Source organism: Butyrivibrio sp. FCS006 (genome assembly GCF_000424525.1).
Lineage (GTDB): Bacteria > Bacillota > Clostridia > Lachnospirales > Lachnospiraceae > Butyrivibrio.
The window spans coordinates 73448-98069 of sequence record NZ_AUKB01000008.1; the positions used below are offsets into that span (position 1 = coordinate 73448).

Below are 24622 nucleotides of genomic sequence, written 5' to 3' on the forward strand. Positions count from 1 at the left end.
AGGAGTATTTTTCTTTGAAACGGCCGTTATGTCTTTTGGCGATTCTGCTGAGTGCGGCTGTCTGTATTTATCTTGAAGTGTTTTTGTCTGACATTACCGGGAATATGAACGCAGCCCCGGATGGCTCTTATCAGACTGTAATTGGACGGGTTCAGTCCAAGGAGGTCAGAAGAAGCTATCAGGGCGAATTTCTTCCGGTAATCTACATTGTTCCAACTGAGCAAATAAACAAACATTCAAAGCTGATCCAGTGTTATCTGGAGTCGGGAGATGAGGCTCTTCCAGCAATTGGAGAATATATTCAGGTTTCAGGTAAGGTAAAGACCTTTTCTGCGCCTACAAATCCCGGAGAATTCGACAGCCGGTTATATTATTCAACACTGAAAATTTCATACAGGCTAACAGGGGTTAAAATTCTAAAGACCGGTGGAGAGCCGAACAGGTACAGAGAAACGCTTTATAAGATAAGGCGCTTTTTGGAGAGCTCTTTGGACAGAGCTTTGTCAGAGCAGGATTCAGCCATAATGAAGGCTATGCTTCTGGGAGATAAGGCTTTTATGGATGAAGAGACCAAAGATATGTACAAGGACAATGGAATCATGCACATATTGGCGGTAAGTGGTCTTCATATCTCCCTGATCGGAATGGGGCTTTATGAGCTCCTTAGAAAGCTGGGCTTTAATAAGGTGGTGACAACGCTTTTTTCGATAGCGTTCATGTATTCATACGGGATCATGTGCGGAATGGGAACATCTTCCTTCAGGGCAATCTGCATGTTTGCGCTAAGGCTCTTTGCACCCGTGGTGGGAAGAACCTACGATGTTTTAACGGGACTTTCTCTTGCTGAGATACTTCTGTTGCTGGATCAGCCTCTGTACATGTATAATAGCGGATTCTTGTTTTCTTTTGGCGCGGTGATCGGTATGACTGTGATCCGCCCGGCGCTCTCTTTTGATGCTGCTTTTGAAGGTGTGACATCCGGGAAGATGAAGTTTGCGGATGACGAGATTTCTTTTGCAAAAGAGATCCTGATGAAGCTATCAAGCGGTCTTACAAGTGGACTAAGCATCTTCTTGGCAACGCTTCCTGTCTATGCAAGCTTTTATTACACATACCCTCTGCATTCCATTTTGCTTAATCTTGCAGTCATTCCGCTTATGGGCATCTTGATGCTGCTTGGGATCATAACTATGTTCCTTGCGATATTCGGAGGCGCATTTGGGGTAATACCCGGGATGTTCGTTCATATCATTTTGTCTCTGTACAGGTTTCTTGGCTCATCGGAGGGCATTATCAGGGGCAGTACCTGGTATATGGGACATTCTCAGAAGTGGCAGGTGCTGATCTATTTAGGTCTGGTTGCTGCCTTTGTATGGCTTTCGGATAAGGATTATCTGCCGCCACTTAAGATGAGCGTGACACGAGTCTTGATTCTTGCGATGGCGGTTTTTGCCCTTACTTTTCATGTTAAGCCGGATCTTGAAATCGATATGGTTGATGTGGGTCAGGGCGACGGGATAGTGATCTCTTGCGGAGGAAGGCACATGCTCATCGATGGAGGAAGTACCTCGACTAAAAATGTCGGAAAGTACAGAATTATTCCGTTTCTGAAATACAAGGGAATAGGAAGGCTGGATGCGGTGGTGATGACCCATGAAGATGAGGACCACGTCAGTGGGATCCTCGACATAATGGATGATATGGAGAAGGGCGGAATATGGATCGACAGGCTTCTTCTTCCGGAGGTTTCCACATCCTCTCAGGGAGAAAACTATGATTTTTTAGAGAAAAGAGCTGATGAGCTCAGGATCCCTATCGACTACATAAACACCGGTGAATCATTTTCTTTATCGGGCGCAACTTTTACCTGCCTTAATCCTGAAAGAGGCATGATAACAGAGGAACCCAATGCCTATTCAATGGTGCTTTATTTGATGTATGGGGAGTTCACAGCTCTTTTTACAGGGGATGTGGAAAATGAGGGACTTACGAATGTGAAGGAGGCTCTGAAAAATCTATGGCTAAGCGCAGAGGATGAGTATCCTGATGGCATAACACTTTTAAAGGTTGCTCATCACGGTTCAAAATACACTACGGATAAAGAATTACTGGATATGACAAAGCCGAGGATTTCCCTGATTTCCTGCGGAGTAGGAAACAGCTATGGCCATCCGCATGAAGAGGTACTTCAAAGACTTGAAAGCATTGGCACAGCGATATATCGCACAGATGAAAGTGGCATGGTCACAGTGGAGGTTAATGGCGGAAAAGTAACTGCATATTGCCCTGCAAATTTTTAAGCTTTTTAAGATTTTGTGCTATACTAAACACTGTGCGAAAAATGATATCGGAGGAAAATGTTTTGAAGAATGATAACCGCGGGTCTTTTTCCGGAAAGATCGGCTTTGTACTTTCAGCTGCCGGAGCATCGGTAGGGCTTGGAAATATATGGAGATTCCCGTATCTGTGTGCCAAGTATGGCGGAGGAATCTTTTTATTTGTTTATATCATATTGGCTCTTACTTTTGGCTACACTATGATCGTAGCTGAGACAGCAATAGGAAGAAACACCAAAAAGAGCCCTGTAGGTGCATTTAACACTCTTAGTAACAACAAGTTTATGTCTGTAGGTGGATGGATAAATGCTATCATCCCAATCCTGATCGTACCTTACTACTCAGTTATAGGTGGCTGGGTATGCAAATACCTGTTTGAATACATAAGAAGTGATGCTGCTACCGTTGCGTCGGATAGTTTCTTTGTGGATTTTATTTCAGACGGTTCAAAGTCTGAGTTTTGGTTCATAGTATTTGCAGTCCTTGTTCTTGGTGTTATTTTCATGGGCGTTGAAAACGGAATAGAGCGTGTGTCCAAGCTCATGATGCCTGTACTTGTGGTACTGGCGCTGATCATCTGCGTCTATTCGGTAACAAGGCCCGGCGCTTTGGGGGGAGTTAAATTCCTCTTTATCCCAAATGTTCAGAACTTCTCAATAATGACGCTGGTAACAGCCATGGGACAGATGTTTTACTCACTCTCTATTGCCATGGGAATCCTGATCACTTTCGGATCGTATGTTAAGAAGGAAGTCAGCATCGACGAGTCCACAAGACAGGTGGAGTTCTTTGATACAGCTATCGCCATTCTTGCGAGCCTTATGATAATTCCTGCGGTTTTCTCTTTTTATAACGGAGATCAGTCAATGCTTAAGGCAGGACCTTCACTGATGTTTATCACTATGCCCAAGATCTTTGCCAGCATGGGATTTGGAAGGATCATCGGTTTCTTGTTCTTTGCGCTGGTATTATTTGCAGCGCTTACAAGTGCGATTGCTCTGACAGAGAGCGCTGTTTCCACCTTCTCTGATGAATTTGGCTGGAGCAGGAGAAACGGAACTCTTATAATGGCCTTTGTGATGATAGTTCTCGGAAGTCTTTCATCTCTTGGCAACGGTCCGCTTTCCGGTGTGACAATCATCGGAATGCAGTTTTTGGATTTCTTTGACTTTATTACCAATTCGGTAATGATGCCGATGGCAGCGCTTGCAACATGCCTTCTTATCACAAGATACATGGGCATGGAGAAGCTTACCATGGAGGTAGAACAGGATGGACATCCATTCCAGAGAAAGCACATCTTTTCATTTATGATCAGGTTTTTGTGCCCTCTGTTTGTATTGATAATTCTTGTCAGCGCGATCCTTAACGTACTTGGTATCATATCCATGTAACAACAGATTATTATGAATGCGAGGAGAATGTTTTGGGGAAAAGACAAATTCTGATAACCAACGATGACGGAATAAAATCTGACGGCCTTAGGAGGCTGGTAGAGTGTGCCCTTTTGTTTGGAGAGGTCACAGTGGTTGCGCCTGAGAGTGAGAGAAGCGCAGCTTCCCATTCGCTGACACTTCGTCACAGCGTGGACTGTTATCCGTTTGACTTTGGAATAGAGGGCGTAACAGCCTATACCTGCTCAGGAACACCCAGTGACTGCGTGCGAGTAGGAAGCCTTTATCTGATGCCTGAGAAACCTGACGTAGTAATGTCCGGAATTAACTATGGCTATAATGTCTCTTCAGACATACAGTATTCAGCCACACTTGGAGCTGCCTTTGAGGGTGAGTTTCAGGGCTATCATTCAATAGCGTTTTCAGAGTCCAACAATGGAATCCATGAGGTAACAGATCATTATTTAAAAGAGCTTATGGAGGAAATGCTACAGAGAGAATATGTGCCGGGATATGTTGACAGTATAAACTTCCCCGGATGCAAGCTTTCAGAGTGCAAGGGAGTATTAAGAGACAGAACGGTTTCAAGAACTCCGTTCTATACAGACAGATATAAAAAGACGGCTGATCTTGAAAACGGTGGTGTGAGCCTTATGGTGGACGGCATCTACAGCCCTGTACATGAGGATGATACGGATTACGGAGCAGTTTTAGATAACTATGTATCTGTAGGCGTGGTCAAGAATCTGTGCTGATAAATAAACAAAATATTGCAATAAAAACGGGACAGGCTGTTTTAGCCTGTCCCATTATTTATGCTTTAATATTATGATACCTGACTGTCTGCAATCCAGCTCTTAATGTCTGAAACTCCGAGAACCTTCTGGAAATCATCACCTGACTTAACTACAAGTGTAGGTGCCTGCATGATACCGAATTTCTCAACGAGATCAGGATGCTCGTTTGCATCAAGTGTGCTGTACTTAATACCTGCTTTATCAAGAAGTGAACCTGCGATCTTGCAGTTAGGGCAGGTCTGTGTCTTGAAGAGCATTACTGTCTGCTCATCGAGATTTGCTGCGCTGCTTCCTGATTCTGTATTTGACTTCTTAACAGCAGCCTCTACAAAGCTTGCCTGCTTAGGGCCTGTATGTGTGAGCTTGGAGTGACCGATATTATAAACCTTACGATCTTTATACTCCTGAGCCTTACCATCGTTCCAGTTAGCAACAGGGCGGTAGTAGCCTGTGATACGGCTGTATACTTCTGTCTTGGCTCCGCAGTGAGGACATACAGCCTGCTCACCTGAAAGATAGCCATGCTCCTTACATACTGAATATGTAGGTGACATTGTGTAGTATGGAAGCTTGTAGTTCTCTGCAATCTTTCTTACTAATGTAGCAGCTGCTTTCCAGTCAGGAAGCTTCTCACCGAGGAATGCATGGAATACGGTTCCTGATGTATAGAGTGTCTGAAGCTCATCCTGAATATCAAGAGCGGAGAAGATATCCTCGGTGTAACCAACAGGAAGGTGAGATGAGTTGGTGTAGTAAGGAGTTCCGTTCATATTAGCTGTGATGATGTCAGGATAAAGCTCTTTGTCATGCTTAGCAAAACGGTAAGTTGTTGACTCTGCAGGAGTAGCCTCTAAGTTAAAGAGCTCTCCGTCATACATTACCTGATACTCACCAAGTCGCTCTCTCATGTGGTTGAGGACATCCTTGGAGAATTCCTGAGTTCTCTTGTCTGTCATATCTGCCTGGATCCACTTTGCATTAAGACCAACTTCATTCATGCCGATAAGGCCGATGGTTGAGAAGTGGTTTGAGAAGGATCCCAGGTATCTCTTTGTATAAGGGTAAAGACCCTGATCGAGGAGCTTGGTGATAACCTGTCTCTTGGTGTGGAGGCTTCGTGCTGCAACATCCATAAGGTGATCAAGTCTCTTGTAGAACTCATCAGCATCCTTTGAAAGATAAGCAATACGAGGCATATCGATGGTAACAACGCCGATAGAACCTGTTGACTCACCTGAACCGAAGAATCCGCCGGATTTCTTACGAAGCTCTCTGAGGTCGAGACGAAGTCTGCAGCACATGGAACGAACATCTGAAGGCTCCATGTCAGAGTTGATGTAATTTGAGAAGTATGGAGTACCATACTTGGCTGTCATTTCAAACAAGAGCTTGTTGTTCTCTGTCTCGCTCCAATCAAAATCACGTGTTATTGAATATGTAGGGATAGGGTACTGGAATCCACGTCCGTTGGCATCACCCTCGATCATAATCTCGATGAATGCCTTGTTTACCATATCCATTTCGTGCTGACAATCACCGTATGTGAAGTCGAGCTCTTTTCCGCCTACGATACAGTTGAGGTTCTTAAGGTCATTAGGAACGGTCCAGTCAAGTGTGATATTTGAGAAAGGAGCCTGTGTTCCCCAACGTGAAGGTGTATTTACACCATATACGAAGGACTGGATGCACTGTTTAACCTCTTTCTGTGAGAGGTTGTCCACCTTAACAAAAGGTGCAAGGTATGTATCAAATGATGAGAATGCCTGAGCACCTGCCCATTCATTCTGCATGATTCCAAGGAAGTTAACCATCTGGTTGCAGAGGGTAGAGAGGTGGCTTGCAGGTGAAGATGTGATCTTGCCGGGAACTCCGCCGAGACCTTCCTGAATGAGCTGCTTAAGACTCCAGCCTGCGCAGTAACCTGTGAGCATTGAGAGGTCATGGATGTGGATGGCAGCGCTTCTGTGAGCGTTTGCAATCTCTTCATCATAAACTTCTGAAAGCCAGTAGTTAGCTGTGATAGCACCTGAATTAGAGAGGATAAGTCCTCCTACAGAATATGTTACTGTTGAATTCTCTTTAACTCTCCAGTCGTTGATCTTGAGATAATCATCAACGAGATCTTTATAGTTAAGGAGGGCAGAGTTAACGTTACGAACCTTTTCACGCTGCTTACGATAGAGGATGTATGCCTTGGATACATCTGAATAGCCTGCCTCTGAAAGGACTTTCTCAACGCTGTCCTGAATTTCTTCTACGGTGATCTTTCCGTCTTTTACCTTGCTCTCGAAGTCTGAAGCAACTCTGAGGGCGATAAGATCGATCACGCTTGAGTGATAATCCTTCTCAAGAGCCACAAAGGCCTTGGTTATAGCAGCTGAAATCTTGGATATATTAAATTCCGCAACTGTTCCGTCTCTTTTTACAACCTGATACATAAGAAACCCCCTTAAACAAAACTAACCATAAGATTTTCTGAAATTAAAAGTGCCAATTGCCTTGGCACTTTCGATAAAACAAGGATAGCACAACGAAATCCTTCTGTCAATATATAGATAAACGAAAAAACATAAACACAATATATTGTGGTTTATGGTCGAAAATCACATTCCGCGCAGCTGTGCGTCCGGCACATATTTTTGGGCGATTTTCAGATACCTGTCCATATCTTCGGGATCGGGAGAAGAGAGATTTTTATTTGGAACAGTTTCTCTTGACACAAATGCTTGTAGGTAATAATGAGTAGCACCACTAATCATTTTTCCGATAGCTTCAAACGAAGAATCGTCGTGAAGCTCTTTTACCACAGTGGTTCTAAATTCATATGAAATGCCGCTGTGCATAATTATTTCGATGCTCTTTTCGATATTTGAGGTATCAAAATCAGGAAGACCAATTGTCACGGCATATTTTGGAAGAGAATTCTTGATATCCATGGCCACATAATCAATAAGCCCTTCGTCTGAAAGAGCCTTAAGCTCATTCGGATGGTTTCCGTTGGTATCAAGTTTGACCTTAAAGCCAAGTTCCTTGATCCTTCTTATAAACTCAGGCAAATCCTTGCGAAGAAGAGGCTCTCCTCCTGTAATGGCAACACCGTCAAGGAGTCCAACTCTTTTCTTTAGGAAGGAAAAGAACTCTTCGTCATCCATGATCGGCTCCGCTGTGCCGTCTACAAGCTCAAAGTTGTGACAATATGGACACCTTAGATCGCATCCGCCAAAAAATACGGTACAGGCGACATTCTCCGGATAATCAAGAAGTGTCATTTTTTGAAGACCATGTATCAACATATAGTGTTTCCTCAACTTATTAAAAGAAAATTATGCGCTCATCTAGTATATCAAAAAAAGGCCAATTATGTTAACATAGAAAACGAGGTGTGTTTTTAGATGGCAGCAAAAACTACGGATTTTCCGGCTAAACAAAAACAATTAAATGATGATATTGCCAGTGGGAATTTTAAACCTTGCTACCTTATATATGGTGAAGAAGCATATCTTCGCCTTCAGAACAGGGACAAGCTCCTAAACGCTCTTGGGTGCGATGAGTCTTCCATGAACTTTAATAGGTATGAAGGAGATGGCAACGTACCGGGACAGATCATAGATATGGCGCAGACTATGCCGTTTCTTGCTGATAAGAGAGTCATTCTCGTCCAGGACAGCGGCTTTTTTAAAAACGGATGTCCGGAGCTTGCTGAGTATCTTAAGGAACCGTCCGATACCACGCTATTTATCTTTGTAGAGAAGGAAGTAGATAAGAGAAAAGACATCTACAAGGCAGTAAGCAAACTCGGATTTGAGATAGACTGTGATGTACAGAGCGATGAGACGCTGATGAGATGGATAAAGTCCAAGTTCGCACAGGATGGAAAGACCATATCTCCTAGAGCTCAGGCAGTGTTTATAGACCGTGTAGGTACTGACATGTCAAACATAGCAACTGAAATTGAAAAACTTGTTTGCTACTGTATAGACAGAAATGAGATAACCGAAGCTGACATCGAGAGTGTATGCGCAAACTATCTGACCAGCAGGATTTTTGCCATGACAGATGCTATTTCTGCTCAGGACCAGAAGAGAGCCATGGAACTCTACTATGATCTTCTGGCCCTCAAGGAACCACCGGCCAAGATACTTTCCCTTATCACAAGGCAGTTTAATCTGATGCTTCAGGTAAAAGAGATGACGGACAACCGAAGGGATAAAGGACAGATTGCATCAGCACTTAAGCTGGCACCATTCCTTGTTGGCAAGTATCAGAACTGGGCCAGGAACTATTCATACAAGCAGCTTAAGGATGCGCTTGAATTATGTGCATCCAACGATGAAGCGGTAAAGACCGGCAAACTGGATTACATAATCAGCGTGGAAATGGTGATCATTGGTTCCACGTCCAAGAGAAGTGCCGGATAAAAGATATTTGAAAATGTGCAAATGTTGAATTATACTATATAAACGTGTGGCCGGGGGCCACAAAGAGGGGTGTTTATGGCAGACAGACCAAGACCACAAGAGATTTACAGACATTTTAAGGGCAATATGTACCAGGTGCTTACCATCGCGATTCATTCCGAGACAAGAGAAGAGATGGTAGTGTATCAGGCTTTGTACGGAGATTACAAGGTTTATGTAAGACCTCTTGATATGTTCATGTCGGAGGTTGACAGAGACAAGTATCCGGATGTCAAACAGAAGATGAGGTTTGAAAAGGTAACTCCCACGGATGACAGATCAGAGAGGGTGGTTACTCCAAAGCCTTTAGAAGAACCGGAAAAAGAACCTGAGAAAGAACCGGCTAAAAAGCCTATGTTCAACTTCAAACCCACCGAGAAATCCGTTATCATGGAAAAGAGTGTGGACGAGGAAGCTCAGGAGCTGAATATTGATCCGCTGGTCATCCAGTTTATGGATGCGGATCTGGCATCTGAGAAGAACGACATTTTATCCAAATTAAGGCCAATAATAACAAATGATATGATTGATATCATGGCCATGTCAGTCGGAGTTGTGGTCAATGAGGGAGATGTGTATGACAGATACAATGACCTTCGCACCTGCCTTACAACCATGGAGAAATTTGAGAGTACCAGATTAAGGAGTTAATCAATGAAGTTATTATCAATTGCAGTACCTTGTTACAATTCACAGGATTATATGGAGAAGTGCATCGATTCACTGCTTGTTGGCGGAGAAGAGGTTGAGATCCTCATTGTTGATGACGGCTCCAAGGACAGAACAGCAGAGATAGCAGACCAGTATGAAGCTAAGTATCCTACAATCTGCAGAGCTATCCACAAACCCAACGGCGGACACGGTTCAGCCGTTAATACCGGTATTGAGAATGCCACAGGACTTTTCTTTAAGGTTGTGGACTCAGATGACTGGGTAAAAGAGATTGCGTACAGAAAGATACTCAGCACCCTTGCTGAGCTTGCAGGTGGTGATAAGCAGCTTGATCTTCTTATCAGTAACTTTGTATATAACAAAGTAGGGGAGAAGCGCCACAAGGTTATGCGCTACAAGTCAATGTTCCCCATTGAACAGCTCTTTACCTGGAAGGATGTAAAGAGAACTCCAAAGGGACATTACCTTCTTATGCACTCTGTTATTTACAGGACCAAGCTCCTCAGACAGTGTGGACTTATGCTCCCTGAGCATACCTTCTATGTAGATAATATTTACGTGTTCAATCCGCTTCCTTTTGTTAAGAACATGTACTACCTTGATGTGAATTTCTACTATTACTACATCGGTAGAGAAGATCAGTCGGTTAATCAGCAGATCATGCTCTCCCGTATAGATCAGCAGCTCAAGGTCAACAAGCTCATGGTTGATTATTATGTAGAGAACTATGGCATGATTCGTTCACAGAAAGAGCGCCATAAGTATATGTTTAATTATCTCGAGATAATAACAGCTATTTCGTCAGTTCTTTTGATCACAGAGGACACAAAAGAGAATCTGGCCAAGAGACAGGAGCTCCTTGACTACATTAAAGAGAAGAATTTCCTGCTCTATACCAAGATCAGATACAGTATTGAGGGTACTTACATCTATCTGCCCGGCAAGGGAGGAAGAAAGATCACACTGGCCGGATATAAGTTATTACAGAAGATTTTCCATTTCAACTAATGGATAATTTTCCTAAAACTTAACGTTATTTAGCATATTTTATGGTGATTCTGATGATTTACATCACCATATAAAGTGCTAGAATAAACTTCATCATTGTGTTTAGCTTGAATTGTTATTGAGGAATATTATGAAAAAAAAATATGAAAAGTGGACCGGAAGGACGGTAGATAAGGCATGGATGGCCGATATTTTACATCTTGCCCTGCCTATCCTGATTTATGCGCCCATCTATATGATCTGGTTTATTGCCATCGAGAAGCATACATTTACACACTATTCAATCATACATACAGCTGTCGATGACGTGATCCCATTTGTGGAGGTTTTTGTTTTACCCTACTATACATGGTTTTTGTATGTATCATTGACACTCTTGTTTTTCCTGTTCTCGTTTGAAGTTGAGGACTATTACAAGAACTTCATTTTCCTGGCTACCGGAATGACAGTGTTCCTTGTTGTATCAACACTGTTTCCGAATATGCATCACTTAAGACCTGTAGTGATGCCAAGGGACAATGTATTTACACACCTTGTGCAGATAATATACAGCACGGATTCATCGGCTAATCTTTGGCCCAGCATCCATGTATATAACTCAATCGGAACGATGATTGCTGTTCACCACTGCAAGAGATGTAATAAGACAGCCAAGATAGTAAGTGATTTTATTGGCGTTTCAATTATTCTCTCTACAATGTTTATCAAACAGCATTCTGTATATGATGTGATCACTGCTTTCATCATGGCAACAATATTTTATATGGTATTTTACCACTCACCATTTCTCGAGAACTTCTGCTCAAGGCAGGAAGAGAGAGTGGCAGTTCGATATAACCTGGATTAAATTAAAACTCCCTGCTTAAGAAAAAGCAGGGAGCTTTTTTATTAATTCATCATTCTGAGTTTTTGCTTAAGGCACTCGAAAGTTATATGGTCTGACTTAACTGAGACTTCACCGTCTGTGTGAACCCACAGTGGCTTTTGTGTCTTTATTGATACCTTCTGAACAACGTGATGTCCGATGCCTTTTATCCAGAAGTAGTGACCGATAAAGGATAAAGGAAGCGCAAGGAGCATCTTGGCTGATGGCATATCACCTGCATAGACGAGGTCAAACTTTCCGTCGGTGAGATCCGCACCCGGAGCAAACTTAAAGCCTCCGCCCTCGTAGTGATGCACCATGGCTGCTATAAAGATAAAGCGGTTTAAGCGAATTGTCTTTTTATCATCAAGAGTTATCTCACAGGCTACTTTCTCTGCGCCAAAGAGCTGTCTTAAAGCGATGGAGCCGTAGGTGAGTTTTCCAAGACCTATCTTGTTTAGGAAATTCTTGGTATTTGATGAGAGAGCCTGTTCGCATACTGCAGCATCGAACCCGATTCCTGCACTGACGTCAAAGAGCCTTGTGACTGCTATGCAATCCTCATGAAGGCGGGAAGTCTCCCTGGACATTGAGTTATAGGTGAGCTTTCCAAGATCCAGCGTTCTTATGTTTTCAGCCTTGAGGATCTGTGCGATCAGGTCATCAAGTTTTTTGGGAAAAGACAGATCTCTTGCAAAATCATTGCTGGAGCCGATGGGAATATAGCCTACGAGAGTTTTCTCGAAATTCTGTATCCCGTTTATGACTTCGTTTAGAGTTCCATCTCCGCCAAGGACAATGAGTTTGATCGGTGAATCTGCATCACTGTCTGATGACTTGGGTTCGGTAAGGCTGCTTGCGAGTTTTGTTGCATGTCCCGGCCCCTTGGTAAATACAGCTCTGTACTCAAGACCTTTTTCTATGAATTTCTTTTCAAGTAATTCCCAGATATCTTTTCCTTTGCCTGATCTGGCAGAAGGGTTAACTACGCAGTAATACATGCTCATCCCCCAATCAAAATATTTTCGTATTAAATTGTAGCATAAAAACTATAGAATTTTTAGAGAGAGTATGATACTATAACGGGGATGTTGCTTTAACGCATTAAACTGTAAATGCGTAAAGTCTTATGTAAAGATTCAGGAGGATTTGGTAAATGTATTCATTGGAAGAAGTTAGGAAGGTTGACCCGGAAATTGCTTCCCTGATCGAGGAAGAAGTAGCTCGCCAGAATGACCACATCGAGCTGATCGCATCAGAGAACTGGACCAGCAAGGCTGTTATGTCAGCTATGGGAAGTCCGCTTACAAACAAATACGCCGAGGGTCTCCCGGGGAAAAGATACTACGGCGGTTGCTATGTTGTAGATAAGGTTGAGAACATAGCAAGAGAAAGAGCAAAAGAGCTGTTCCACTGCGACTATGTTAACGTTCAGCCTCACTCAGGAGCTCAGGCAAATCTGGCTGTTCAGTTTGCACTCCTTAAGCCCGGTGACACCATCATGGGTATGGACCTTGAGCAGGGCGGACATCTTACCCACGGAAGCAGCGCCAATATTTCCGGAACATACTACAATATTGTTCCTTATGGTGTAGATGACAACGGAATCCTTGATTACGACAATATGTACAAGCTCGCAGTAGAGCATAAGCCCAAGCTCATCATCGCAGGTGCTTCAGCTTACTGCAGAACCATTGACTTTAAGAAATTCAGAGAAGCAGCAGATGCCTGCGGAGCAGTTCTCATGGTAGATATGGCTCACATTGCAGGACTTGTTGCTGCAGGACTTCATCCAAGCCCATTCCCATACGCAGATGTTGTAACTACAACAACTCACAAGACTCTTCGTGGACCAAGAGGAGGACTTATTCTTTGGAATCAGGAAGCTCAGGATAAGTACAAGTTCAACAAGGCTGTATTCCCGGGCATCCAGGGCGGACCACTTGAGCATGTAGTAGCAGCTAAGGCTATCTGCTTCAAAGAGGCTCTTTCACCTGAATTCAAGCAGTACGCACAGAACATCATTGACAATGCAAAGGCCCTTTGCAACGGACTTATGAGCCGTGGAATCAAGATCGTATCAGGCGGAACAGATAACCACCTTATGCTCATCGACCTCACAAACTTCGGCCTTACAGGAAAAGAAGTTGAAGCATGGCTCGACGATGCACATATCACAGCCAACAAGAACACAATTCCTAATGAGCAGCAGTCTCCATTTGTTACAAGCGGTATAAGACTCGGAACACCTGCTGTAACAACAAGAGGCATGAACACTGAGGATATGGATCAGATCGCAGAGGCTATCTCAATTGTTATCAAGAACAAGGGTGAGAAGAACGACGAAGCAAGAGCAATTATTAAAAAATTGACTGACAAATATCCCCTTGACTAATTTATCAAATCTGAATTGACATAATATTTGAACTGCTATATCAAGGCTTTGATGTAGCAGTTCTTTTATTTGCAGAATTGTATAAAATGAATATACAATTAGAATAAATAACAGAAAATACTACAATTAGAACGATAGTTTCTAAATAATCAACGGAAAATTAAAAAATGTATTGACAAATTAGTAGGCGGTGAATATAATAAAACCATCAAGAGATACTTATAAGATATCGAAAATACTTCGCCCCAGGTATATAGAACAAACAGAGCCGGGGAGAAAGAAAGGCAGGTACACTCCAAAGGGATAGGTAATTAAAATATTCAAGGAAAGGATGGTACACTCCACCAGCATACTAAGTTAGTTTTATAAAATAGTTTTTAGAAGTATTTAGTTAGAAAGAAAGTAAGTATCAGAACTACAGCACTTCAAGTACATGATTAGTGGTTATGACAATATCTCCACCTTGCAACCACAGCATATGAATGCAAAAGTTAATGGAACGATGAGGCTGAGAATTGGAGGATTAGTCCGTTGGACGTAATAACAATTGAATTTGATGAGTACTCGGCATAAGGGCAGAAGCAGGTAATATGGATGAAGCTTCTGCCCTCGATTTTTGTGCGCATATAGGGATCAAAAGTCAAAAAAAGCGTCGTGCTTGCTTTATATATGCGCAGTGCTAAATTTGTGCTATCATATATACTAGAAAAAAGTTTGAATGGGGAAACAGATGGCACGATTTGACGAACAGGACTTTGATGAGAAGCGACTGGCTCGCAGAGCGCGTAGAAAAAAGAGCCAGATGGCTGCATATATAACCTTGGGTGTGATTGTTGTAGTAGTATTAGGACTCCTGATATTCGGTATTCACATGCTGAGGAAAGCTTTGGGCAGCAAGCCTGCTGCAGAAGAGGCTACAGTGGAGGCAACAGAAGAGGTATCTTCTGAGCCTGCTGTAATAGAAACTCCTGAGGAAACGGAAGAAGTACAGGAATACACCGAAGAAGAACTGATGGATGAGGTACTCGGAAATATTCTCTCGGAGATGACTTTAGAGGATAAGGTGGCAGGCCTTTTCCTGGTTACGCCCGAACAGCTGACAGGAGTTGATACAGCCGTCAAGGCAGGAACCGGTACGCAGGAAGCACTTGCATCTTACGCTGTTGGCGGAGTAATATATGCTCCCAAGAATATCAAGTCTACAGATCAGATAAAAGAGATGCTGGAGACCACAGCTACGATGAGTAAGTATCCGATATTCACCATCCTTTCGGAGCAATCGGCTGCGGCGGATTCGGTTAAGACCACTTTGGGAACAGGACCCGATGCAGAGATAACCGATACGGAAACATCGATAAATGCAGGTAATAAAGCGGGTTCTGAACTATTTAAGAACGGTTTCAATTTCGCAATAACGCCTGATATGGAAGTATCTGAAGAAGCGTTGTTCGGAGCTGACATAGATACGGTAAAAGAGCTGACAAGCGCTTATATGACAGGTATACAGGATGCAGGAGTTACTTCCTGCGGATATCTGTTCCCGCTAAAAGGCGATACGGCTTCGGGCATGGCGACAAGTGAAGCTACAAGAGAAGATCTTGTCATAGGCGAGTATGAGGTCTTCAAAAACGCCATTGATTCCGGAATCGGAGCAATAATGGTATCAAACATTTCACTCCCGGAACTTACCGGAGACAATACACCGGCTTGTCTTTCAGATAAGATCGTGGAGGATGAACTTAGAGGAGCACTTGGTTTTAACGGAATAGTTATAACAGCTCCTTTGAATGAAAAAGCAGTTACTGAGTATTACACATCGAAAGATGCTGCTATAGCAGCCGTTAAGGCTGGAGCAGATATGATATACATTCCTGAAAATTTTGAAGAGGCATACGCTGGCTTACTGGCAGAGGTTCAGGACGGTAACATCAGCGAAGAGAGAATCAATGAATCCCTCAGAAGAATTTACAGTATCAAATACGCCGACAAAGTAGGGCGCATATCTTCGGGGGGCTGATAATTCTAAAATTAAGGGATGCATATGCGTCCCTTTTTTATTTCACTAAAGACAAATAAAAATAATACTGGATAACAGGGGGAAAACATGGAAGAACGCAGAAGTATCAACAGAATTGAATTTTTGGCAAACAGTGTTATCGTTGACAGGCAGACTCTGGAGAAGTTTTACGGACAGGTTAAGAACGTCAGTCCTCTGGGAATCGCTATCACGATCGATAAGCGAGTACCTAATCTTGTAGGAAGAGACATGATCGTAGTTACAGAGACAATGATCATGTACTCAGAGGCAGTCAGAGAAGATCAGGAAGTAGGAAGCAAGAAGTCTGTTGCCTTCAAGGCTAAAAAGTTCACATCTGATGTACTTGAGTATTTGTTCGAGCAAATCGGAGTTGATGCAGATTCAGAGGAATAACAGTTTTTTAGGGGTGAGGTAAATTACTATGATGAAGAAAGATCTCAAAAACAAAAAGTTGGTTTCTGCTCTTACGGTCGGAATCTCGGCGATGATGGCTCTTGCAACGCCGGTTACTGCGTATGCAAACGGCGAGGCTACAGCTCCACCTGAAGAATTTCCGGATACAACAACTGAGAGTGACGTCGCTTCTACTGAGGCGGAAGCTCCTGCAGTTACGCAGGAAGCAGAAGAACAGGCTCAGGTAGTTGCGGATGCAGCTGCAGGAGAAGCTACAGAAGCATCCGAAGACGAACTTCAGAGTGCTAAGATAGAAGCCGGTGCTGCAGTAGAAGAGATTCTTTCTTCTGAAAACGCAGCTGTTGCCGGAGAAGCAGCCGGAATAGATGCAACAAAGAAAACGGAAGCAGATAAAGCAATAGACAAGGTTATAGAAGCTGCAAATGCAGTAGTTAACGACGGTGAAAATGATCCTTCAGCACTGTCTTCTCTTGATGCTGCATCTGAAAAAGCTACAGAGGTTAAGCAGGATCTTAACGACGCCGGTGCAGCTGACAAGCAGGCTTCTGTTTATGAACAGGATATGGAGAATGAAGCTAAGGCTGCATTCGAAGATGTTAAGTATGCTACAGAGAAGGCTGAGCATATGGTTCAGGATTCCATCGAGACACAGGAAAAAGCTGATGTTCTCATTGAATCCATAAAAGAAGCTCAGACACCTGAAGAAGCAAATAAGGCATATGAAGATCTCGATAAGCTTGTACAGGATACAAAGTCAACTCTTGATGCAATGAAAGAGTTCTATGATAACCTCACCAAGCAGTACGAAGCTGCTTCAGCAAACCTTAAGGCTGCTGAAGAGAAAATGGAGCAGGCCGAGAAGGAATTTGGCGATAAGATTAAGAGCGCCGAAGATAAGACTGCTGAGGCTCAGAAGGATATCGATGCTGCGCAGCAGAAAGTCGATAATCTGGCAGGAGCTCTTGAACTTGTGGGGGATAAGCTTGATGATGCAATTGATGCTGATGCTCTTAAACAGGCAAGTGGCGATAACTGGGCAGGCAAGATAGGTGGTGACATCAAGAAGAACCGTTCTGTAATGGAGCAGGTTGTTGAGAACTATTACCTTACAAAGAGACTTGGAATTGATGTGGTAAGGGGCGAAGGATACGAGATCAAGTGGCAGTACATGAAGGACGGAAATGACAATGATGAGAAGATCAAGTCCTTTGATAAACAGGAGTGTAATGCAGCTAAGGTTACATTCTACTACAGAAACGATGACGGTGAGATAGTTCAGGGTAAAAAGTACTTCAACTGGGATAGCGCCGAGAAATCATTTGTTAATGATAACTGGCAAGATGGAGCAAGAGCTAGTAACGGAAATGTAATCGTTGTATATGAAAAGACCGAAGATGAGATTGCGGCCAACAAGTATCTCACACAAAAATATCCTGGTTTGATAGGCAAAACAAGTGAAATAAAAGAGAAAACCAAAGATGGCATCCTTGATGTCTATGCATTTAATCTGGACGGTGAGCGAGTCTATAAGGTTACAGCTGAAATAAATGAGATGATCGCATCCGGCGAAGTTGTAGTAAATGCCGACGGAACCATGACTCTGAAGGATTCCGGTGCAGCAGTGGATAAGATTTCTCAGAACCAGAACAATCTGTTTCACAATGCTGACTGTCTGGTTGTTGGTGCTGATCATAATGTCATTAACTATACAACCAATGACAAGAACAATTATGCAAAGGCAACAATGAATCGACTCGGAATTGATAAGGTGGAACAGCTTGTCAAGGAAAGTCAGGCTCTAAATGCATTTATCAATGGAAATGCCACAGCTGCCGGCAATGCAGCAGAACTTGCCGGTAAGTATGCGGGATTTGAGAATGCGACAGCAAAAGCACAGCAGGCTGTGCAGATAGCTCAGTATGAGGCTGATACCTTGAGCGAAGCAATAAATGATCTAAAGAGCCAGAAGAAGAGGTCTGTACTTGCGACTAAGGCTCTTGGAGTTGATGATGTAGCATCATACTTTGGAATTGAAGTCAGCGCGGAGAAGGCAGATGAGCTCAACAAGATGACCGTGAGAGAGGTACTTACCGAGCTGGATGGCATGCTTGAAGAGTCCAATGCGAAGGTTGAGACAGCGCAGAAGAATCTTGATAAGATTAAAGAAGGCTTTGGCCAGGCTAAGACGGATCTTGATAACACACTTCTTCGTCTTAACCCGAGACGCCCTGTGTCTGTCACGATTTCAGACGGAGTAGCCGGAGCGGTAGCTGAGGCTGTGATAACAAGCGAAGCGGCAAGCAGAACACCAATAGCACCTGTAGCACCTGCAGCCACTGTAGCAGAAGCTGCGGCAGAAACCCCTGTACAGGAAGCAGCACCTGCGGCAGTTGATCAGAGACGTGCAGCCCGTCAGGCTTCCGAGAATGCATTGGCAGCAGGCACAGAAGAGACAGTAACCGGAGATGTTGCAGAAGGAGCCGGAGAAGAAGCTGCAACCGGTGAGACGACTACTATCGAAGATGGCGCAACTGCTCTTGCAGAGACAGTGGAAACAGAGACCGGAGAATTCACAGAGGATGAGAATCAGGCATATGTAAATATCGAGGATGAAGCATCAGCCAAGGGTATTCTGGAAGATAATATCAAGGAAGAAAAGATGGGACTGTGGTGGCTGCTTCTCATAGCACTCTTTGGTGAAGCCGGAAGGGAGATGTATGCTAAGCATAAAAAGAAACAGGAAGAAAAAGTAAACAAATAATCCATAATAAAAGAGATGTTTCCGTGATGGAAGCATCTCTTTTTTATTAGTCTCTTGGTCTCATATAGAAGTTACCGGTGATCTCCTCAGTTCGTATGGAATTGATAAAAGCATTCGGATCAATTTCGCGTATCTTTGGGATTATTTTTCTGGTGTCCGCTGCACTTACGATGGAGTACACGATCTTTTTATTCTTGTGGGCAAAAGAGCCTTCGCCGTCGATTAGCGTTGCTCCGTGTCCGCAGACGGAATAGATCATTGAACAGACTCTGTCGGGCATATCGGTGATGATAAAAAGGGTCCTTTGCTGATATGTTCTGTACAGCGCATGGAGAGCTGTGGTTGTAACATACTGGAATATCATTGAATAAAGAGCTTTATCAAGACCAAACAAAATACCTGCGATACTGAGGATCACGACGTTTCCGGCCAGGATATAGGGAAAGGCGTCGACACCCTTTTTCTGGGACAGGAATATGGAAATGAAATCTGTTCCGCCGCTGGTTGCATCAACTTCGAGGCACATGGTTATTGCGATGGCATTTAAAAGGCCTCCGAATACAGCGACAAGAAGCGGATCCTGAGTTACAGCGTAGTCCGGTAGTAAATCGACGAAGAAACCGTTTGCTACTACCATGACCAGGGAGAAGAGGGTGAACCTCTTTCCGATATACTTAAAACCAATGTACACGGGAATTGCGTTTAAAAGAACTGTTACAGGGGTGTAAGGAATAGATAAGCCCCAGTATTTAAGAGCGATACGCTGAATGATAATAGCAATTCCCGTTGCTCCTCCGGGGTAAAGTCCTCCGGCATTTACAAAGGAATTGATATTCATGGCCATGAGAAAAGCAGCCAAAAGGACTACAACGAGCCTTACAGCATCTTTTCTGAGCATCATTTTAAGTTTTCTGGTATCTGTTTTTTTCATAGTATAAGTATACAACTTTTGCGTAATTAACGCTTTATTTCATATATTTTTGGAGAAATCTTAGTGTTCATATAAATATCGGCGTACTGTGAGGGGGATAAGTCTTCCACGTAGTTTAGCTGGAAGGCTTTTTTTACGCCGTTTTTTATCAGGATATCAGCGGCTTTATTATAGGCAATTGCAGCTTCTGATTCAGTGTTGTACTTGCCGACAACGTAGTTGCTCTTGACGTGAATTACCGCTTTGTACTTTATAAAGCCTTTTTCCGCAAACTGTCTGACTCCACGATACCTGTTCAGGATGATGATGTTCTCGTAACGAAAATCACAGGGATCGTCGTTGGCAAAGCGGTAGTCTCTGCCTTCCACTGCATAGCTCTTTATGCCGTAGCGCTCACGGATTGACAACTGGCTTCCGTAATCTGCCACAAACAGATGAGTCCCTCTTTGCATGATCTTGTGGGATGAGTAGTAGAAGAGGTCGTCGATATCGAACTTAAGAACCTGAGTTGGTGATAAGTAATACAGGAAATATTTCTTTTCAAGGTAAATGGGATTTGATATATACATACCCTTATCTCTGTAGTTTATAAGGGATACGAATTTGTCGAAGCTTAGTGCCATATCTTTTTTGTAGGAGGAAATACCTAAGGCGCTGTTTTCAAGAACGGCAGCAGCCTCCTTATAAGCTCTTGAAGCTTTTGTGATCTTGCTGTAGCTTCCGAGGGAGATATGCTTGCCGAAATAGGTTATGGAAGCTCTGTAGGAAGGAGTTCCGTCTTTTAGAAAAGTCGAATATACACCAATATAATTTTTTTTGCTCATTTTACTCCCCAAATGATGCAGTATTATGGTATACTTTAGTGAAAATTTGTTTTTATACATTCATTTTATATGAATTTATATCTACGTGTCAAAATGGAGGAGAACCAATGCCCAAGGAAGTTTTGTATTCAAGCACCAGAGGAGATAAGTGGAGTATAAAGGCATCAGAAGCTATTCTGCGCGGTCTTGCGCCTGACGGTGGACTCTACGTTCCAAATCACATCCCACATCTTGAGAAATCACTCAGGGAGATTGCATCCCTTTCATATCAGGAAACAGCTTATGAAGTAATGAAACTGCTTCTTACTGATTACACTGAAGAAGAGCTTAAGTACTGCATTTCTCACGCCTATGATTCTAAGTTTGATACAGAGGAGATCGCTCCTTTATCAGAGGCTGGCGGAGCATACTTCTTAGAGCTCTACCACGGATCAACAATCGCTTTCAAGGATATGGCTCTTTCAATCCTTCCATATCTCATGACAACAGCTGCCAAGAAGAATGCAGTTAAGAATGAGATTGTTATTTTGACAGCGACCAGTGGAGATACAGGAAAGGCTGCACTTGCAGGCTTTGCAGATGTACCCGGCACAAGGATCATTGTCTTTTACCCTAAACACGGTGTAAGCCCCATCCAGGAACAGCAGATGGTTACTCAGAAGGGTGACAACACCTGTGTAATCGGTATTGAAGGTAACTTCGACGATGCCCAGAACGGTGTTAAGAAGATCTTTACAGACGCAGAACTCAGAAGCGTTATGGATTCCAAGGGCTTCCAGTTCTCATCAGCCAATTCCATCAACATCGGAAGACTGGTTCCTCAGATCGTTTACTACGTATATGCATATTCAAGACTTCTTAAGGAGGGCAGAATTGCAGACGATGACGCTATAAATGTAGTTGTTCCAACAGGTAACTTCGGTAACATTCTTGCTGCTTACTATGCGAGCAAGATGGGTGTGCCGATCGCCAAGCTGATCTGCGCATCAAACTCAAACAAGGTACTGTTCGACTTCTTCCAGACAGGTGAGTACGACAGAAACCGTGAGTTTGTACTTACAAGCTCACCTTCAATGGATATTCTTATCTCATCAAACCTTGAGAGACTTATCTACCACATCGCAGGTGATAACTCTGAAGCAGACGCTGCATACATGGAGAAACTCACCAAAGAAGGCAAGTATGAGATAACAGATGCTATGAAAGAAAAGCTCTCTGACTTTTACGGCGGATTTGCAACAGAAGAAGAGACCTTCGCTACAATAAAAGATCTTTTTGAAAAATCAGGATATCTCATCGATACACACACAGCAGTAGCTGCTTCGGTGTATAATAAGTATAAGAGCGAAACAGGCGATAAGACTGTTACAGTCATTGCTTCAACAGCAAGCCCTTACAAGTTTACAAGAAGCGTAATGAGCGCTCTTGGAAGAAACGATGAGAGCAAGGATGATTTTGAACTTGCTGATGAGCTTTCTGAAGTTTCAGGAGTTGAAATTCCTGCAGCAGTATCAAGCATCAGAAATGCAGATATAAGACACAAGACTGTTGTCGACAGAACAGAAATGGAGGGAGCAGTTAAGGCCTTTCTTGGAATCTGATTTAATAAATAACGGAGGTGCGTATGGATCTAGGCAAGGGGTATTACTCAGAAAACACACCCGAGATTATTGAGCTTTCCAAGCTTTCAAGGGAAGCAGATCTCATTGAAAATGAGCTATTTGTTAAATACGATGTTAAAAGAGGTTTAAGAGACCTTAACGGTAAGGGCGTACTTACCGGACTCACCAGAATTTCAGAGATCATTGCCAAAAAGACAGTAGATGGCAAGGAAGTTCCTGCAGACGGTGAGATATATTTCAGAGGATATGATGTACACAAGCTGGTAGAATCGGCAGTTACGGAGAATAGATTTGCCTTCGAGGAATGTGCTTACCTTCTCCTGTTTGATAAGCTTCCTACGGGAAAAGAGCTTTTTGAGTTCGAGAAGCTCCTTGGAATCTATAAGTCACTTCCGCCCAGCTTTGTAAGAGATGTTATCATGAAGGCTCCGAGCCGTGACATGATGAACACTCTGGCAAGGAGTGTACTGACTCTTTATTCCTACGATGATCTTGCAGATGACGTTTCACTTCCCAATGTTCTGAGACAGTCACTGCAGCTTATAAGTATGTTCCCGCTTCTGGCTATTTACGGGTATCATGCATACAATCACTACCATGAGGGAAATTCTCTTATTATTCATCCGCCCAAGGAAGAACTCTCTACAGCAGAGACTATCCTTTATCTGCTGCGTCCTGACAGCCAGTACACTGAGCTTGAAGCCAAGCTTCTTGATATTTGCCTTGTTCTTCACATGGAGCATGGTGGTGGTAACAATTCATCCTTCACAACTCATGTTGTGAGCTCGAGTATGACCGACACTTACTCGGTAATCGCTGCTGCCATCGGATCTTTAAAGGGACCAAGACACGGTGGTGCCAACATCAAGGTTGTTCATATGTTTGATGACATTGAGGCCAATGTTAAGGACTGGAAGGATGAGGAAGAGGTTAAGGCATACCTTGATAAGATCCTGAACAAGCAGGCCTTTGATAAGGCGGGACTTATCTATGGTATCGGACATGCTATCTATTCGAAGTCTGACCCGAGAGCTGTTATCCTTAAGAGCTTTGTACAGAAGCTTGCAGCTGAGAAGGGAATGGAAGATGAACTTGCTCTTTACGAGCTGGTAGAGAGACTTGCACCGGAGCTTATTGCAGGCGAGCGCACCATGTACAAGGGTGTATCGGCCAACGTCGACTTCTATTCGGGCTTTGTTTACAGAATGCTTGACCTTCCGGAAGAGCTTTATCCTACAATCTTTGCCATCGCAAGGATAGTCGGATGGAGTGCTCACAGAATGGAAGAGCTTGCCAACAACGGTAAGATCATCCGTCCTGCATACATGGCAATAGAACCCAGAAAAGAATATGTAAAGATGGATGACAGATAATTCATTTTAGTCAGAATAAGCCCCCGGCCATGTGGTCGGGGGCTTTTAAATGCTTTATTTACGGATTAAAGTCCGTACTTGGCTGCGATAAGAGGAGCAACCTTAGATGAACCAATACGGCTGCATCCTGCCTCAGCATAAGCAAGAGCATCCTCGATTGTGCGGATTCCACCGGCTGCCTTGATCTTAACGTCAGGACCGATGTTCTTCTTGAAGAGCTCGATGTCAGCAAGAGTAGCACCTGCTGTTCCAAAGCCTGTAGATGTCTTGATGTAATCAGCCTTAACATCTGTAACGATCTTGCAGAGCTCTACCTTCTCATCCTCTGTGAGGTAGCAGGTCTCGATGATAACCTTAAGGAGCTTATCTCCGCAAGCTTCTCTGATCATCTCAAGCTCTTTCTTAACTTCGTCATATCTGTGATTCTTAACATCACTGATGTTAACAACAGTATCAATCTCTGATGCGCCATCAGCTATAGCGTCCTTGGCTTCTGTAACCTTGGAGTTTGCGCTGTTGTATCCGAGAGGAAATCCGATAACTGTGCAGAGCTTTAAGTTATCACCATACTTATCATGTACTCTCTTAAGATATGTGGCAGGGATGCAAACAGTTGCAGTACCGTACTTAACTGCCTCGTCACAAAGTGAAACAATATCTTCCCATGTTGCGTTGGGCTGAAGCTGTGTGTGATCAATGAGTTTAAGAATATCCTTTTCTTCCATGTTAGAATTA

At 43.3% G+C, this 24622-nt stretch carries 19 protein-coding genes; 13 read left to right on the forward strand and 6 right to left on the reverse strand.

Annotated elements, in window-relative coordinates; all coding sequences use genetic code 11:
* Window positions 1-14: 14 nt before the first annotated feature.
* Genes G633_RS0100355 through surE form a run of 3 tightly spaced genes read left to right on the forward strand, consistent with a single transcriptional unit; the run spans window position 15 to window position 4485 of the window.
* Complete coding sequence (locus tag G633_RS0100355; protein WP_081664645.1) at window positions 15-2300, forward strand: DNA internalization-related competence protein ComEC/Rec2; 2286 nt, start codon at window positions 15-17, stop codon at window positions 2298-2300.
* A 41-nt stretch (window positions 2301-2341) separates the two neighbouring features.
* Entirely contained in the window at window positions 2342-3730 is a 1389-nt protein-coding gene (locus G633_RS0100360) for a sodium-dependent transporter (protein WP_051154846.1), read from the forward strand.
* Between the two features lie 32 nt (window positions 3731-3762).
* Complete coding sequence (gene surE / locus G633_RS0100365) at window positions 3763-4485, forward strand: 5'/3'-nucleotidase SurE (RefSeq protein WP_026518756.1); 723 nt, start codon at window positions 3763-3765, stop codon at window positions 4483-4485.
* Between the two features lie 71 nt (window positions 4486-4556).
* Here the strand turns inward: surE and G633_RS0100370 are convergent, their stop codons facing one another.
* Window positions 4557-6965, reverse strand: coding sequence for a ribonucleoside triphosphate reductase (locus G633_RS0100370; RefSeq protein WP_026518757.1), 2409 nt, complete (start codon window positions 6963-6965; stop codon window positions 4557-4559).
* 165 nt (window positions 6966-7130) lie between these two features.
* Window positions 7131-7820, reverse strand: a complete 690-nt coding sequence (locus G633_RS0100375; protein WP_026518758.1) for an anaerobic ribonucleoside-triphosphate reductase activating protein — start codon at window positions 7818-7820, stop codon at window positions 7131-7133.
* A gap of 99 nt (window positions 7821-7919) precedes the next feature.
* On the opposite strand from G633_RS0100375, the gene holA reads away from it, so the two are divergent.
* The 4 genes from holA to G633_RS0100395 all read left to right on the forward strand — a co-directional run bounded on the left by holA (window position 7920) and on the right by G633_RS0100395 (window position 11511).
* Window positions 7920-8945 carry a DNA polymerase III subunit delta gene (gene holA / locus G633_RS0100380; RefSeq protein WP_051199829.1) on the forward strand — a complete coding sequence of 342 codons (1026 nt, stop codon included), beginning with the start codon at window positions 7920-7922 and terminating at the stop codon, window positions 8943-8945.
* Window positions 8946-9020: 75 nt separating this feature from the next.
* On the forward strand, window positions 9021-9635 hold the full coding sequence (locus G633_RS0100385) for a DUF1653 domain-containing protein (protein WP_026518760.1): 615 nt from the start codon (window positions 9021-9023) through the stop codon (window positions 9633-9635).
* Between the two features lie 3 nt (window positions 9636-9638).
* Window positions 9639-10664, forward strand: a complete 1026-nt coding sequence (locus G633_RS0100390; RefSeq protein ID WP_026518761.1) for a glycosyltransferase family 2 protein — start codon at window positions 9639-9641, stop codon at window positions 10662-10664.
* Window positions 10665-10794: 130 nt separating this feature from the next.
* Entirely contained in the window at window positions 10795-11511 is a 717-nt protein-coding gene (locus G633_RS0100395) for a serine/threonine protein phosphatase (protein ID WP_026518762.1), read from the forward strand.
* Window positions 11512-11552: 41 nt separating this feature from the next.
* Here G633_RS0100395 and G633_RS0100400 read toward each other — a convergent pair whose 3' ends face one another.
* A complete protein-coding gene (locus G633_RS0100400; protein WP_026518763.1) occupies window positions 11553-12530 on the reverse strand; it encodes a diacylglycerol/lipid kinase family protein in 978 nt (325 codons plus the stop codon).
* 155 nt (window positions 12531-12685) lie between these two features.
* Between G633_RS0100400 and glyA the strand changes: the two genes are divergently transcribed.
* The 4 genes from glyA (at window position 12686) to G633_RS0100420 (ending at window position 19137) form a co-directional block, all read left to right on the forward strand.
* A complete protein-coding gene (glyA, locus tag G633_RS0100405; protein WP_022767360.1) occupies window positions 12686-13924 on the forward strand; it encodes a serine hydroxymethyltransferase in 1239 nt (412 codons plus the stop codon).
* A gap of 730 nt (window positions 13925-14654) precedes the next feature.
* Window positions 14655-15941, forward strand: a complete 1287-nt coding sequence (locus G633_RS16875) for a glycoside hydrolase family 3 N-terminal domain-containing protein (RefSeq protein ID WP_051199830.1) — start codon at window positions 14655-14657, stop codon at window positions 15939-15941.
* Window positions 15942-16028: 87 nt separating this feature from the next.
* Window positions 16029-16355: a hypothetical protein gene (locus G633_RS0100415; protein ID WP_022767358.1), complete on the forward strand. Its 327-nt coding sequence runs from the start codon at window positions 16029-16031 to the stop codon at window positions 16353-16355.
* A 28-nt stretch (window positions 16356-16383) separates the two neighbouring features.
* Window positions 16384-19137, forward strand: coding sequence for a hypothetical protein (locus tag G633_RS0100420; RefSeq protein ID WP_026518764.1), 2754 nt, complete (start codon window positions 16384-16386; stop codon window positions 19135-19137).
* 46 nt (window positions 19138-19183) lie between these two features.
* Here the strand turns inward: G633_RS0100420 and G633_RS0100425 are convergent, their stop codons facing one another.
* The gene (locus tag G633_RS0100425; RefSeq protein ID WP_026518765.1) at window positions 19184-20068 is read right to left on the reverse strand and encodes a YitT family protein; all 885 of its coding nucleotides are present in this window, start codon (window positions 20066-20068) and stop codon (window positions 19184-19186) included.
* Window positions 20069-20094: 26 nt separating this feature from the next.
* Entirely contained in the window at window positions 20095-20892 is a 798-nt protein-coding gene (locus G633_RS0100430) for a hypothetical protein (protein ID WP_022767355.1), read from the reverse strand.
* 107 nt (window positions 20893-20999) lie between these two features.
* Between G633_RS0100430 and thrC the strand changes: the two genes are divergently transcribed.
* Together thrC and G633_RS0100440 are read left to right on the forward strand one after the other, a co-directional pair.
* Complete coding sequence (gene thrC, locus G633_RS0100435) at window positions 21000-22493, forward strand: threonine synthase (protein WP_026518766.1); 1494 nt, start codon at window positions 21000-21002, stop codon at window positions 22491-22493.
* A 23-nt stretch (window positions 22494-22516) separates the two neighbouring features.
* On the forward strand, window positions 22517-23887 hold the full coding sequence (locus tag G633_RS0100440; protein ID WP_022767353.1) for a citrate/2-methylcitrate synthase: 1371 nt from the start codon (window positions 22517-22519) through the stop codon (window positions 23885-23887).
* A 65-nt stretch (window positions 23888-23952) separates the two neighbouring features.
* Here G633_RS0100440 and deoC read toward each other — a convergent pair whose 3' ends face one another.
* Window positions 23953-24612 (reverse strand): deoxyribose-phosphate aldolase, encoded by a 660-nt coding sequence (gene deoC, locus G633_RS0100445; protein WP_022767352.1) that lies wholly within the window; start codon window positions 24610-24612, stop codon window positions 23953-23955.
* Window positions 24613-24622: the final 10 nt, after the last annotated feature.

What these genes read in the sequence shown, in the direction of transcription:
- G633_RS0100415 (WP_022767358.1), top strand. Translation starts at nt 16,029, where the DNA reads ATGGAAGAACGCAGAAGTATCAACAGAATTGAATTTTTGGCAAACAGT.
- G633_RS0100400 (WP_026518763.1), bottom strand. Translation starts at nt 12,530, where the DNA reads ATGTATTACTGCGTAGTTAACCCTTCTGCCAGATCAGGCAAAGGAAAA.
- G633_RS0100390 (WP_026518761.1), top strand. Translation starts at nt 9,639, where the DNA reads ATGAAGTTATTATCAATTGCAGTACCTTGTTACAATTCACAGGATTAT.
- G633_RS0100375 (WP_026518758.1), bottom strand. Translation starts at nt 7,820, where the DNA reads ATGTTGATACATGGTCTTCAAAAAATGACACTTCTTGATTATCCGGAG.
- holA (WP_051199829.1), top strand. Translation starts at nt 7,920, where the DNA reads ATGGCAGCAAAAACTACGGATTTTCCGGCTAAACAAAAACAATTAAAT.
- glyA (WP_022767360.1), top strand. Translation starts at nt 12,686, where the DNA reads ATGTATTCATTGGAAGAAGTTAGGAAGGTTGACCCGGAAATTGCTTCC.
- thrC (WP_026518766.1), top strand. Translation starts at nt 21,000, where the DNA reads ATGCCCAAGGAAGTTTTGTATTCAAGCACCAGAGGAGATAAGTGGAGT.
- G633_RS0100440 (WP_022767353.1), top strand. Translation starts at nt 22,517, where the DNA reads ATGGATCTAGGCAAGGGGTATTACTCAGAAAACACACCCGAGATTATT.
- G633_RS0100370 (WP_026518757.1), bottom strand. Translation starts at nt 6,965, where the DNA reads ATGTATCAGGTTGTAAAAAGAGACGGAACAGTTGCGGAATTTAATATA.
- deoC (WP_022767352.1), bottom strand. Translation starts at nt 24,612, where the DNA reads ATGGAAGAAAAGGATATTCTTAAACTCATTGATCACACACAGCTTCAG.
- G633_RS0100420 (WP_026518764.1), top strand. Translation starts at nt 16,384, where the DNA reads ATGATGAAGAAAGATCTCAAAAACAAAAAGTTGGTTTCTGCTCTTACG.
- G633_RS0100395 (WP_026518762.1), top strand. Translation starts at nt 10,795, where the DNA reads ATGAAAAAAAAATATGAAAAGTGGACCGGAAGGACGGTAGATAAGGCA.
- G633_RS0100430 (WP_022767355.1), bottom strand. Translation starts at nt 20,892, where the DNA reads ATGAGCAAAAAAAATTATATTGGTGTATATTCGACTTTTCTAAAAGAC.
- G633_RS16875 (WP_051199830.1), top strand. Translation starts at nt 14,655, where the DNA reads ATGGCACGATTTGACGAACAGGACTTTGATGAGAAGCGACTGGCTCGC.
- G633_RS0100360 (WP_051154846.1), top strand. Translation starts at nt 2,342, where the DNA reads ATGATATCGGAGGAAAATGTTTTGAAGAATGATAACCGCGGGTCTTTT.
- G633_RS0100385 (WP_026518760.1), top strand. Translation starts at nt 9,021, where the DNA reads ATGGCAGACAGACCAAGACCACAAGAGATTTACAGACATTTTAAGGGC.
- G633_RS0100425 (WP_026518765.1), bottom strand. Translation starts at nt 20,068, where the DNA reads ATGAAAAAAACAGATACCAGAAAACTTAAAATGATGCTCAGAAAAGAT.